Consider the following 13675-nt stretch of genomic DNA (forward strand, 5'->3'; position numbering starts at 1 on the left):
CCCCCGGTCTGGTGACCGGGCGCTACTCGCCATTTAAGTCTCCTCACATGCAATCGCCGTGTTTCAATCCTCGCCCGGTCTGGTGACCGGGCGCTACATGTTGACGAGTCTAGTTGGCCGATCATCATCCGGTTTCAATCCTCGCCCGGTCTGGTGACCGGGCGCTACAGCAGCGCGAGATAGGACGCTCTACTCGTAAGCGGTTTCAATCCTCGCCCGGTCTGGTGACCGGGCGCTACCGGGGGTATAGCGCTAAGTGCTATTCTTGCGGCTGGTTTCAATCCTCGCCCGGTCTGGTGACCGGGCGCTACAAGGTAATAAATTTCGGAAAAGTGCCTTTTTTCAGTTTCAATCCTCGCCCGGTCTGGTGACCGGGCGCTACTCTAGGATCCGCCATGATTTTCTGGGGGCAGAAGGGTTTCAATCCTCGCCCGGTCTGGTGACCGGGCGCTACATGTTAAATTTAATAGACGTAGAACATTCAGAAAGTTTCAATCCTCGCCCGGTCTGGTGACCGGGCGCTACAAAAGGAATGATCCCCTGGAACAAAGGCATGAAAGGTTTCAATCCTCGCCCGGTCTGGTGACCGGGCGCTACCGGCTGCGAGCTGTAAGCCGGATCAGAATAATCTGTTTCAATCCTCGCCCGGTCTGGTGACCGGGCGCTACGTGCTCTCTTAGCCAGTAGCGCAACGCAGCGGCGTTTGTTTCAATCCTCGCCCGGTCTGGTGACCGGGCGCTACCCCGGCGCGCGGCTTATGAGCGGTCCAGAAGGCTGTTTCAATCCTCGCCCGGTCTGGTGACCGGGCGCTACTTTTGCTTTCAATCTTTTTGATGCACCCTCAACTGTTTCAATCCTCGCCCGGTCTGGTGACCGGGCGCTACAGGTTGGCTAAACCACTTCATGCCGCCATATTACGTTTCAATCCTCGCCCGGTCTGGTGACCGGGCGCTACGAGTTCACCTTGTGCCGATTCCTGCTCCCGGGGAGTTTCAATCCTCGCCCGGTCTGGTGACCGGGCGCTACATGCCAGAGATGCACGGCAAAACAGGCAATAAATCGTTTCAATCCTCGCCCGGTCTGGTGACCGGGCGCTACACCATCTCATCGAGATGCTGGAGTCAATCAAACAGGTTTCAATCCTCGCCCGGTCTGGTGACCGGGCGCTACAAGAGACGCGCACCCGCGGGACTGGGGCAGAAAGCGTTTCAATCCTCGCCCGGTCTGGTGACCGGGCGCTACCAGATGGGTTTCGTAGATTCCGTGTGGCCTATGTAGTTGTTTCAATCCTCGCCCGGTCTGGTGACCGGGCGCTACCAGCTTTGCCACGATAGCTACAAGCAGCGTCTGGAGTTTCAATCCTCGCCCGGTCTGGTGACCGGGCGCTACGCCATCGGCAGTATCATTACTTCCATGGTTGAGATGTTTCAATCCTCGCCCGGTCTGGTGACCGGGCGCTACGCCCGGCCGGACGCGAATCAGCACAAAACGACGAGTTTCAATCCTCGCCCGGTCTGGTGACCGGGCGCTACAGTACAACTATAACTACTTGATACACCTTCAAGATTCGGACAACTTGCGCGAATATGAAGATTTTTTCAGCTGCCGGTAATAAACAGTAGAAAAAGGAAACTATTTTCCTGTTTGTTACCATACAGTTAGATGTAGCGCGAACTAGCCAGTATTGAGCCGGTGCTACAGGTTCGCGTTTATCAGATGGTGAGAGGCCCTTCAAAATCAATTGCCTTAAAATTGCCATACTCTTTTACATGGAGCTCCGCTGGTTCAGTGAGGCGATATAACCGCAGATTATCTTCCCGTTCATCTATTTCGGATAGTAGACGACGTTCCAGTTCCTCATATTGCATTAAATTGATACGACATTCAAATACAGATTTTTGCACACGCTGCCCGATACTTTCACATAATTTTGCAACGCGACGCAATCGCTTGCGGCCTGCCTTGGTTTCTGTTGAAACATCGTACGTAACAATAATCAGCATGATTATCTAACCAGGAAAGGAAGATAACCGTCCATTTCACCGCGTATGACGCGAGCCATAAACCTTGCCTGCAGTTGCGGCAATAGGCCAATTGGCACTTTGGTTTCAAGCAAAGGATGAGTAATTTCTTCCTGTTTGCGTTCCTGATAGGCAATGACTACGGTTCTTCTGGCTTTATCCTCAAGATGAACAGCTCCCCCTTCCCGTACCAGTAAATCCTGAGCGGTGATCTGTCCACGGTTAATCAGGGTCAGCGCCAGCCGATCAGCCATGAATGAGCGGAATTCTTCCATCAGATCCAGCGCAAGGGCAGCTCTACCTGGCCGTACTGCATGCAGAAAGCCTATCTGCGGATCCAGCCCGATACTTTCCAGAGCAGAACGACAGTCATTCATCACCAGAGAATAAATGAATGAAAGCATAGCATTGAAGCGATCACGTGGTGGGCGGCGTGTTCGCCCGTCCATCGTAAAAAATCCACGTATATCTTTGCGTACCAGACATGGCAGAGCGGAAAAATAGGTTTTGGCCGCATCTCCCTCTATTCCGCGTACATGATCAAGATCTTTCGAATAGAGCAAATTTCTGATCGAGAATGCAAGGGATTCTGCAGCGTTGCTCAATATTTTCTGATCAGTTTCATCACTGCTTTCACGTGCTCCACGCAATAGTACCTGCCGTGCATTACGCAATTTGCCGGCAATGATCGCCCGTGCAGTTGTCAGAACGAAATTTTCATCGGTTGCCTTGCGATGCTGCGCCTGGCGCAATAAAACATTACCGCTGACTGCACCTTCCAGCCTTGCCTTGAAGCGACCATTGGCATCCACTAATACCAGGCTGATGCCACTATCAGCACAACGGTGCATCAAAGCTGGGGAAACCAATATGTTTCCGAAGCATACGACTGACCCCAGATGGTGTAATGGCACCTGCAGCTTCTTTTGCCGCTCTACATCAATGCGCAGGGTATCGTTTTCCAGATGTGCATAAGCATTGGGTGTCAGGATATAAAGTGTATTGAGGATCTGGCGCATGATCTGCCTCAATCGGTTAATCGTCGATGGTGAACAATTCCATTTGTGCTGTCCGGTAATTCGATTTCTGTGCCAATACTTCCGGCTGACAGATATCCTTCAACGAACACTCCTTGCAGCGCGCATCATTTACAGGCGGTGGTAAAGTACCAGACGCCAGTAATAAGCGAATGGCTGTGACTGCTTCTTCCACTTGCACACGCAATTCCGCTGTGATGGCGACTTCCCTTCGTCGGCGGGATGAATGGTGGTAAATGGAGCCATGGGTAATAAGCTTGCCAGTCATTTCCTCGAGACACATTGCCTGAGCAGCGAGCTGCAGATCGTCATGCAACTTAACCCGCTTTTTCCCATGTTTATATTCCACCGGATGAATTTGTCCATCGGGATAGAATTCGACCATGTCGCACTTACCGATCAGTCCCAACTGATCGGACCATACCGGCAAAGCACGCTCACTGCGCACACCTTCAAATGTTTCAAAACCAGGATCATCCACTCGCTTGTGTACCGCATTGCCGCGCATAGTGTGAACATTTTCATCAAAGGCCTGCTCAAGGTGGATCAATGCGCACTGGCGCGGACAGTAACTCCAGTGCTGCAGTGCAGAAAGCATGATGGGATCGTTATCAGTTTCAGCAGCCATGAAATTCATCCGACAAGACGCTGCAATGTTACTCCCTGCAAACCTGTATCATCGACCGTGACTTTATAATCACTGAAAGCGCGTGCAGGTATTTCGCTGTTTTTCTGTATTTTTATTCGTTCAAACAATTGATAGGCAGGCGCATTACCCAATTCACTGTCGTGTTTGAATACATACAGCCCCCGGGCAGCCATTTCACCGCGTGCAGCAGAACGGTCATGCTCAAACATATTGATAAAAGCTTGCCACAGCAATTTCAGATCTTCCTCACCGAAACCGGTTTGATTGGCAAGATAGGCAGAAACAAAGCCATGAGCAACGTAGAGGCCGTAGGGGATGGTAAATTTGCGACCCATGGTGCGATTATCGCCGCTCTGCTTTTCAGCCTCTGCTTCGGTGGCAACTGCCATTCGAGTAATGGAATGCTCCTGTGCTACTACGGGATCGGCAGAACGGGCAAAGGTGAGTTGTACAGGGCCACGTACTTGGCCGCAATTCACTCCAGTGGACATTACCGCACCAAAAGTACGTACATCGTAGAAATTCTTGCACATCCAATCACGCGCCTCGGCTACCTTGTCACCACCTTTGCGCTTCTTGTCCTCACCACCCAATAAATCGGCAGCACCAATACCTTGATACGCCCGCTCGTGCTGTTTGTTGAGGATGGCCTTTTCTTTCACATAAATCTCGAATGGCGGTTGTTCACCTTTGACGATACCGACAAAATTGCGAACCTTGCGCTTGAGGCTGACGTCCGTCACTAGGCCGCGCCCGGTTTCCGCATCCATGCGCGGCAGATTACCTGCATCCGGGTCACCATTGGGATTGCCGTCCTTCACGTCGAACAGCAGAACAAAGTCGTAACGGTTATTCAGTGCCATGATGATTACTCTCCTTTATTGGTAGATTCGGATTTGGTGAAGAAGGCTTGCCGCTGATGGTAATAGCCGATGGCAAAGCGGCCCTGGCTTTGCAGGTCGAGATGTGCCGGAAAATCGGTGATTTCATTCATGATTTGCCCAAGTAGCTTTTCATAGTTGACCGCCTCACCTTTGTTATCCAGTTTGGCGAGGTGGTGGTTCTTCAGTTTGAGTAAGGTCGAAAAGACTGTGACAGGCGTACTCGACGCTGCGCCATAATAGCGATCGCGGATCGTGGCATTGATGCCCGGGCTGGCGCGCTCCTGTATGCGTTCCAGCACCGCGAACAGCCGACCCAGCCGATAGGCAGTATTCATGTTGTTTGCATCCAGTGACACGGTGAGCTCCTCCTTCTCAGAGTAACGGTTGATGCACGCCTTGATGATGGCGGCGCGCGGGTAAGTGACTTCCTGCTCGGCGCGGATGCGGCGAATCGCACCAGCCAGCAAAGTTTGCGGATACGGCAGGTTTTCGATGATGCTGCGCATTACATCTCCGCCGAGATTGGGTGGGATGTTTTCAGCCTTGCCCAATGTGGCAGTTGCCACCAGTAAGCGAAATAGCGAGAACGTTTCGGGTTCATGCGGCGCATGAACGATACGAAAATCGTTGAAATATTTACGGATATTGACAGCCAGCTCGGCCACGGTTTTTACATGCCAGAAGCGCACGGCAATGCGGGCTGCGTTGGGCGCGAGGCCCAGCACGTAGAAGCGCGTGCCGTCGTCCTCGAAGCTCCCCACGCCGGACTTGGGTGCATTCAGCAAGGTAGAAACTGCGCTGGTTCCCTGATCGGGATTGTCCTTGTCCTGCTCGCCGAAGAAACCGGGGAACAATTCTTCCATCGGGTGCCCCGGTGTGGCGCACCAGAACACGGTTGAGGCGTCACCCACCTGAATGCGCTGCTTCGAGCCTTTTGCCAGCAGGTGGTTGAGCGCCGTGGTGTAAGCGAAGACAGCACGCTTGCCTATCGGCGCATTGCCGCCTTGCGATTTGCCGTAGGAATTGAAGGCATCGAGATTGAACGAAACGATGTTCGCACCGGAGCTTTGTGCACCCCATACCCCTTTGACTGATGGATGCAATCTTTCGATGGCATCCGCTTCACCGGACACCAGGCACAAGGACTGTTCGCCCAAGTCTTTTTCATTGGCAGTGGACAAGGCATCAATTACCACCTCACGTTCGCAAACAGGAATGGCCTCTCCTTCCAGCCGGAAGGTCAGATTTGCGCCGCTTTCCAGAATCTCCGTCCATAGTGGATGCTCCTGCACCTTGGAAAAATCGGCGCGCTCCAGAAAGGCGAGTACGGCACGGATGCCAGCATCGTTGCATTCGGAGAAACGTGTTCGGATGGCTTCGACGAAGGCGAGATACTGTTCGCGGGCGCGCTTCGGTTTACCCTTGTTGTCGATGCCGAACACATAGCCGGAGTGATCCCACAGCAGATTTGCTGCCACACCAGAAGAACGTTTGATGGTCTGTGGTACAAGATACGTCTTGGCAACCTTCTTCTTGCCTTCGCCCTCACATGTGTCGTCAAAACCGACGAATCCCCCGTCAGTCGACAACACAACCAGAAAAGGAATCGCCTTATGCTCGAATCCCGGCGGTGCAAGGTCGCTGTCGAGCATGCGGCTCTTGCGCTGGTAATACTCGTTGAGTACTTGCAGAATCATCCTCGTATCTCCTCACTGTTCCAGGTGGGGACGTTCAGTACACCATTTTCCAACTGTGCGCGGAAGAAGCGTGGTTGCGGGTCGGCGACCTTGGTGTAGTCCATGTCGTAGAGCATGAAGCCGAGATCGCGGGTTTCAGCGATGGGTACGGGTTGCGGCTGCGTCATATCCACCAGCCGAAAATCGCAGGCGAACTCGCGGCAGCCGAGATAGGGCTGATTGATGCACTGTCCCTTTGCGGCGCGGCGCTCGAACATATCCAGGAACTTGCCCATGGTGTTGTTCTCGCCCGCATTGGGCAGCAGCTCGAAATATGCATGAATGCGATAAGCTGCGTCGCGCAGAAACAGCCCCGCACGTTGCTGACGTTCGTCCTCGATGCTCAGCGCAAGCTTGCCCGAGCCTTTGTTCATGGCTTCCTGTGCATTGCGCACCGAAACGACCGCGCCAACTTCGTTACGCCGGATGGAAACCCAGCGTATCGGTTTGAGCACCTCAATCTTTTCGACGTACCAGCGGATGGCCGGTTTCCACAGGATGGACTCGAACACCGCACGGGCAGAGGACGGCGTTATCACATCGTAGCTCACCCGCTCAACTTTCATTTCCGGGCGGGTGAAGCAGGCGAAATCGCCGCTGACTTCAAGACAGTAGGTTCTCATTTCTTCCCCTTGTTTAAACGACGCCTTGCGCCGGTTCAAATACGACTTCTTTGCTCAATAGCAGCCCCAACTGCGGGTGATAAAGCGTATCTGTTTGCTGGATATGGCACCCCTCAAAAATTTCCCGGATATCCCCGCTGGTCATTAGCTTTCTGCATTCCTGCTCGCGGATATTGACGGTATAGCGCTGCAAGCGGCGCAAAATACCACGCCTCTGGTGCGGCTCCATATTCTGGCTGGCTTCAAGCGAGGCGATGAGCTTTTCACTCTCGCCATAGCGCACAATGACGGCGGTTTGGCCTTCTTCTTTGATAAGCTGGAATTTGTCCGCAGCGGTGCGGAAGTTGAACTCGGCACGACGCGCTTCAGCCCGGTTGTGCATGTCCAGCAGGCCAATGATGTTTTCTTCATCCAGGCTATTGAGGCTGGCATAGTAGTGGCGAAAGTAGGCTTCGAAACGCTCGCGCGTGAGTGGGTCGCCTTCGGTCAGCCGCATGATTTCCTGCCCGCTCTGTTGAGCTTTGCGCAGCAGGCCGGGGGCAGCTGGCTTGGGTGGCACGAACACGACGACTTTGCCCATGCCCGGCAGGATACCTTCGCGGTTACAACGTCCGGCAGCTTGGGCCACAGCATCCAGCCCGGCCAGTGCGCGATAAACCACGGGGAAATCCATATCTACCCCGGCTTCCACCAGCTGAGTACTGATAACACGAGTGGAAATACCGCTTTTAAGGCGTTGTTTGATATCCGCGATCACCTCGCTGCGATGCTGGCCGCACATCAGGGCGGAAAGGTGAATGGTGTCCCTGGGCATCAGTGCATGCAGCGCACGGCAATCGGCACGGGAATTGACGATGCATAGTATGGAGTCGTATCGCTGCAATTCTTCTGCAATGGATTCCCAAGTACGCGATGCGTTGAAATCCCGTGGCAGTTCGGCTTCGACGCGTTTCAAATCAACATATAACCCATTCGGATCATCCATCAGTTCTTGCACACCCCTGAGACCGGAAAACCTGGGGCGCGGCGAGAAGGCGGGCTGCGTCGCTGTGGAAAGTACGAAACTCACCTTATAGCTTTGTGACAAATCTTGCATAACATGCAAAATAGGTGCAAGAAATTCCGGCGGCAGCAGTTGCGCTTCGTCCAGCACAACTACGCTGTTCACGATGTTGTGCAGCTTGCGACAGCGGCTGGTACGGGCAGCAAACAGTGATTCGAAGAATTGTACGTTGGTGGTGACGATGATGGGGGCATCCCAGTTTTCCGTGGCAAGTCGAGAGCGCGAATCTTCTTTGTCAGGATCGAGATTGCTGTGGTGTTCGATGACATTCTCATCCCTGAAAATCTTGCGGAAAATTTCTGCGGTCTGTTCGAGAATGCTGGTGTAGGGAATGACATAAATCATGCGCTGTTTGCCGTGATGCACGGCATGATTCAGTGCAAAAGTCATGCTGGATAGCGTCTTGCCGCCACCGGTCGGCACGGTGAGCGAGAACAGGCCGGAAGGCAGTTCGGCTTTTTCTCGGCACTGGTGCAGCACTTTGGCACGGATGCGGTTGACCGGGGAATCCGTTGCATTCGCTGTTTTGTCATTCATGTGCTGGTCAAATGCGGACAGCAATTCATTCAACGCCGGATAGCCCACGCGCAAATCTTTCCTGCTCTCGTCCATAAAGGCTTCCGTATCCAGAAAGTCAGCATCCACCAGACAGGAAAACAACATCCTAATCCAGAGCGCGAACGAACCATCTTGCGATGGAAAAGATGTAGGGCAAGGCTGTTCAAGCAAAGATATACCCAGCTTAGCAAGCAGTATTTCTTGCAGATAGCCTCTCGCTTTGCCGTTTTCCAATCGCTGAAAAAGTGAAGCGGCTTCTCCATTCCAGTCTGGCAATCCCGCATGATGACCGGCGATCAGATAAGCGAGGATGCGCCCCTGTAGCCCCAGTTTTTCAATGGCATGGATAGCACCAGCGGTGGAATGATCAACGCGCCCGGGTGCGCCTTCAATGTGAGCTTCAGCATCGTAGCCGCTGACAGATTTGATGTATTGCTGGAATTTCTCGCGGAATTTGCCAAGGTCGTGCCACAACCCGGACAAGTGCGCCCAGTCCTGACTATTGAAAACAGACGCAAATTCAGCCGCCAATGCAGCAACAGCGAGCAGATGCTCTTCCAGAAAATGCTCGATCCATCTCCCATCCGGCAATTGCCGTACATGTGCCAGATAAGCGATATTGTTTTCAGTGGTCACTTCACCAGGCCTCCGAAATTTCCTAGAAATAGGGTTTTCGGTATTTTGCCGCAAGCCCTACCTAACTTGATCAGGAAATAAGAGGAGAATTACTGGCTTTCTATAATGAATAGCTTTTTGAATGTAGTCAGATTGACTCACTTTTCCCACAATACATTCACAGATCTGAGTCCATTCAGAAATCATCAGAAAGATTGGGGCTGATAACCTGAAAACATAGGCAACTGTAGTGCGTATCGGCATGGCCTATGAGAGGAATTGGCTTAAGCCGTTTTAAGGTTTTCAGACTTTGAAAACAATTTTGATTAAAGTCCAGATTCCAACCCAGCACATAAGCAGAATGGTAATGACTGTGGTCAAGTCAGGGATGATTGCCAGGCAGACCAGCCAGATAAACAGAATCAGCAACAACCTTGACATGGTGTCTCCATAGCCAGTACAGAAGTAAAAATAAAGATCACCGCCAATGGTAAAGTATCTGCAAAAGTAAGTCTTCCCCACGCCAGTGGGTAAAAAGATATCAATAAAGAAACGCTAGAGCACCTTCACCATGTCTCGCCCGATCCAGAGCAGGAAGCTGGAAAAAACAACAAAACCAGCGAGCTGAAGCCCTGTTACGATAACTGCAAAACGATGTACTATGCCCATGCGGCCATTCTGATCTAATCCAGCAACCCGATCTGTCTCAGTGGTGAGTTTTCTGTTTCTGGTATTGCGTACCTACTCCCGCACGCTTTCCCACAGTTTTTGCAGGCGTTTTTCTGATACGGGCATGGGGGTTTTCAGTTCCTGGCTGAACAGGGAGATGCGCAGTTCTTCGATTTGCCAGCGGAATGTTTCCAGATTGGGGTCGGTTATTCCTGCCTGGCGGTGTTTGTGCAGGCGCTGTTCGTACTGTTTCCACAGTGTGGTGACAATCTTTGCCTGTTCCTGATCGCGTGCCGGATTCTTGCTGTATTTATCGAGGCGCAACAACATGCCTTTGAGGTAACGCGGAATATGTTGCAGATATTGCCAGCGGGTTGTATTCAGGAACCCCGGATAAATCAGGTGGTGCAACTGTTCTTCCAGATCTTTTTTCAGGGATACGGCTGATTTATCCATAACCGATAATCGTTTATTCAGTTCCTGCCAGGATTGAGCAATGGCGTGAATCAGTCCGGCCATTTCCTGTGAAACAGTTCCCAGGCGGTTTCGCGCTCGAGTTATCTGGGTGGTAAATGCCGCCTCATTACGCGGCAGCGGATCATCGCCAATCAGCACCAGATCAATGATGGCCGAGCGTATGTCTTCCCTCAACCTGTCTTTTTCAATCAGGCTGTTCATCAGCAGGATCGCTTTCTGATCGATCGGCAGACTCTTCTCCAGCTGTTTGATCTGATCCTTGAGTGCAAAGCATAGCAATCGCCGCACACCCTCCCGCATACTGCGCTGTGCGCCTTCCTGCGTATCAAATATGCGAATAGCGACACTTTGTTCCTGATTGACCAGCGCCGGGTAACCGGTGAGCTGCTTGCCTGCACGATTGAAATCAGTTTTCAGCGGTAATTCATCAAAATCCCATTGTGTAATGCCATCACGCTCGATTGAATCAGATTCTGCACCTGCACCATGAGTGAATACCTGCTGCGCTGTCTGGCCGAACTGTGCTTTCAGTTCAGCCAGATCATGCCCCATGCCCAGTATCGCTCCGGCATCATCAACCACTTTCATATTTATTTGCAGATGTGCCGGCAGCAGCCTGCTGTCCCAGGTATCCAGCGGGACCCTGATCCCGGTTTCATGGCGAATAAATGCGGCAAGGGATTCAGTAAGTAACGCTGTCTGATCCGGGCAGGTATCCAGCCATTCCAGAAACCGGGTAATAAACTGAGGAACTGGAATAGCGTGACGACGTACCGGCTTGGGCAGCATTTTTACCAGCCAGGTGATTTTTTCACGAACAAGCCCCGGCACCAGCCGGTCGAAGTGAAACGGTATGATCTGGTTAAGCAGCGGCAGCGGTATGGTAACAGTGACACCATCCAGCGGATGGCCGGGATCAAAACGGTAGCTCAGGGGCAAAACATGGTCCGCGATTGTTAATGTTTCGGGAAACTGCTCAATCGCTGCCATATCCGCTGCCTGACGCATCAGCATTTCCCGAGTCAGATATAAAAGTTTCGGCTCAGTTTGCTCCGCCTGTTTGCGCCATTTCTCAAATGCAGCGCCGCTGTAGATATTTGCAGGAATACGTGCTGCGTAAAACTCGAAAATCTGCTGCTCGTCTACCAGAATATCCTGCCGCCGGATCTTGCTTTCCAGTTCGCGGATTTCATCGACCAGTTGCCGGTTATGCCGCAGAAAAGGCGCATCACTCTCGTACTCCCCTGCCACTAGCGCTTCACGAATAAAAATCTCATGCGCATGAACAGGGTCAATCGGGCCATACGCGACACGCCGTTTAGGAACAATAGTCAGGCCATACAGGGTAACCCGTTCAAACACAACAGCCTGGGCACGCTGTTTTTCCCAGTGCGGATCAAAATAGTGCTTTTTGCACAATTTACCGGCGGTCCTTTCCAGCCAGGCAGGATCAATGGCCGCTGCGCAACGCGCATACAGCCTGGTGGTTTCGGTAAGTTCCGCCGCAACAATCCATTTTGGCTGTTTTTTTCTCAGGGATGAGCCCGGGAAAATAGAGAACCTGATCGCACGCGCACCCTCGTACGTGCCCTTTTCATCCGATTTAAAACCGATATTGCCCAGCAGACCGGACAACAATGCACGATGAATTTCATCATAACCGGCAGCAACCTGATTGGGGCGTAACCCCATTTCACTGATCAGTGTATGTAACTGGCCGTGGATCTCGCGCCATTCCCGCATTCTGCGATGGGAAATAAAATTTTTCTGGCATTGTTCGATCAGTTTTTTATTGGATTTTTTATGTTTGAGCAGCTCATTATAAAAGTCCCACAGTTTGAGATAGCTGATGAAATCGGAGCGATCATCGCGGAACAGCTGGTGCGCCTGGTCAGCGGCCTGCTGATGTTCAAACGGCCGGTCACGCGGATCCTGCAGGGTAAGCGCAGAGGCGATAATCAGCACTTCACTCAGGCAGTTTTCCTGTTTGGCGGCAATAATCATGCGCGCAATCTTGGGATCAGTTGGAAATCTGGCCAGTTGAAAGCCAATTTGTGTCAATCCTTTCTGTTCATCGAGTGCACCCAGCTCTGATAGCAGCTGATAACCATCAGCAATCATGCGCGGCGCAGGTGGCTGGATGAACGGAAACTGTTCCACATCTCCGATCTTCAGTGATTTCATGCGCAGGATGACAGCAGCCAGTGAGGAACGCAGGATTTCCGGATCGGTATATTCCGAGCGGGCAGAAAAATCCTCTGCCGAGTACAAACGGAAACAAATTCCGTTCATTACCCGACCACAGCGCCCGGCTCGCTGATTAGCTGAAGCCTGGGAAATTTTTTCAATCAGCAGCTGTTCCACTTTGTTGCGATAGCTGTAACGATTGATACGGGCCAGCCCGGTATCAATCACATAGCGGATACCGGGAACCGTCAGCGAAGTCTCGGCCACATTGGTTGCCAGCACAATTCTTCTCTGCTGACCGGGACTGAAGATACGCGCCTGTTCGGTATGAGACAGCCGGGCAAATAAAGGCAGAATTTCCATGCCAGCTTTACCGTCCGGACCGGAAAAAGTGTGTTTGCGCAAGATTTCGGCAGTTTCCCGTATTTCCCGCTCACCCGGCAGGAACACCAGCATATCGCCCTCGCCCATGCACATGGCTTCATCAACTGCGCCAAGAATAGCCTGGGATAAATCGCGATCCTCTCCCCTATCCTGCTCACTGAACGGCCGGTAATGAATCTCTACCGGATACAGCCTGCCGGATACCTCAATGACAGGGGCATCATTGAAATGAGAGGCAAATCGTTGAGCGTCAATGGTGGCAGAAGTGATGATCAGCTTCAGGTCCGGGCGGCGCGGCAGCAGCTGCTTGAGGTAGCCGAGCAGGAAATCGATATTCAGGCTGCGCTCATGTGCTTCATCAATAATGATGGTTCGATAGGCACGCAGCAGTGGATCCTGCTGCGTTTCCGCCAGCAGGATGCCATCGGTCATCAGTTTAATGCGGGTATCAGGGTGAGTCTGATCGGAAAACCGTACCTTATAGCCCACCAGCTGCCCGATGGAGCTGTTCAGTTCAGTAGCAATGCGTGCAGCAACGGTTCGGGCGGCAATGCGCCGGGGCTGGGTGTGACCAATCAGTTTTTTGGTTCCCAGCCCTAATTCCAGGCAGATTTTAGGTAACTGTGTTGTCTTTCCGGAACCGGTCTCACCACAGATAATGACCGTTTGGTGTTGCCGGACCGCATGCGCGATTTCTTCACGCCGCGCGACAACCGGTAATTCTTCCGGGTAGGTGATGCGAGGAATGGGTTGGGGGTGATGTGCCAAAAAA

General features: G+C 52.3%; 8 protein-coding genes and 1 CRISPR repeat array. All 8 genes read right to left on the reverse strand.

What is annotated here, in order from left to right:
• Positions 1-60 precede the first annotated feature (60 nt).
• Positions 61-1532: a CRISPR direct-repeat array (repeat unit 37 nt; unit sequence GTTTCAATCCTCGCCCGGTCTGGTGACCGGGCGCTAC).
• 180 nt (positions 1533-1712) lie between these two features.
• Positions 1713-2003, reverse strand: a complete 291-nt coding sequence (gene cas2 / locus IT527_RS02760) for a CRISPR-associated endonuclease Cas2 (protein WP_292966248.1) — start codon at positions 2001-2003, stop codon at positions 1713-1715.
• A gap of 2 nt (positions 2004-2005) precedes the next feature.
• The gene (cas1c, locus tag IT527_RS02765) at positions 2006-3040 is read right to left on the reverse strand and encodes a type I-C CRISPR-associated endonuclease Cas1c (RefSeq protein WP_292966251.1); all 1035 of its coding nucleotides are present in this window, start codon (positions 3038-3040) and stop codon (positions 2006-2008) included.
• Between the two features lie 16 nt (positions 3041-3056).
• Positions 3057-3686 (reverse strand): CRISPR-associated protein Cas4, encoded by a 630-nt coding sequence (gene cas4, locus IT527_RS02770; RefSeq protein ID WP_292966254.1) that lies wholly within the window; start codon positions 3684-3686, stop codon positions 3057-3059.
• A 5-nt stretch (positions 3687-3691) separates the two neighbouring features.
• The gene (cas7c, locus tag IT527_RS02775; RefSeq protein WP_292966466.1) at positions 3692-4573 is read right to left on the reverse strand and encodes a type I-C CRISPR-associated protein Cas7/Csd2; all 882 of its coding nucleotides are present in this window, start codon (positions 4571-4573) and stop codon (positions 3692-3694) included.
• A 2-nt stretch (positions 4574-4575) separates the two neighbouring features.
• Entirely contained in the window at positions 4576-6288 is a 1713-nt protein-coding gene (cas8c, locus tag IT527_RS02780; RefSeq protein WP_292966256.1) for a type I-C CRISPR-associated protein Cas8c/Csd1, read from the reverse strand.
• A complete protein-coding gene (cas5c, locus tag IT527_RS02785; RefSeq protein ID WP_363278045.1) occupies positions 6285-6950 on the reverse strand; it encodes a type I-C CRISPR-associated protein Cas5c in 666 nt (221 codons plus the stop codon). Before cas5c ends, cas8c begins: the two co-directional genes overlap by 4 nt.
• Positions 6951-6963: 13 nt before the next feature.
• Positions 6964-9207: a CRISPR-associated endonuclease Cas3'' gene (locus IT527_RS02790; protein WP_292966262.1), complete on the reverse strand. Its 2244-nt coding sequence runs from the start codon at positions 9205-9207 to the stop codon at positions 6964-6966.
• Between the two features lie 720 nt (positions 9208-9927).
• The gene (gene hrpA, locus IT527_RS02795) at positions 9928-13671 is read right to left on the reverse strand and encodes an ATP-dependent RNA helicase HrpA (protein ID WP_292966264.1); all 3744 of its coding nucleotides are present in this window, start codon (positions 13669-13671) and stop codon (positions 9928-9930) included.
• Positions 13672-13675: the final 4 nt, after the last annotated feature.

Origin of the sequence: Nitrosomonas sp. (assembly GCF_020852615.1) — a bacterium.
GTDB lineage: Bacteria > Pseudomonadota > Gammaproteobacteria > Burkholderiales > Nitrosomonadaceae > Nitrosomonas.

Coding starts and splice junctions, on each gene's coding strand:
- cas2 (WP_292966248.1), bottom strand. CDS start 2,003: ATGCTGATTATTGTTACGTACGATGTTTCAACAGAAACCAAGGCAGGC.
- cas1c (WP_292966251.1), bottom strand. CDS start 3,040: ATGCGCCAGATCCTCAATACACTTTATATCCTGACACCCAATGCTTAT.
- cas4 (WP_292966254.1), bottom strand. CDS start 3,686: ATGGCTGCTGAAACTGATAACGATCCCATCATGCTTTCTGCACTGCAG.
- cas8c (WP_292966256.1), bottom strand. CDS start 6,288: ATGATTCTGCAAGTACTCAACGAGTATTACCAGCGCAAGAGCCGCATG.
- cas5c (WP_363278045.1), bottom strand. CDS start 6,950: ATGAGAACCTACTGTCTTGAAGTCAGCGGCGATTTCGCCTGCTTCACC.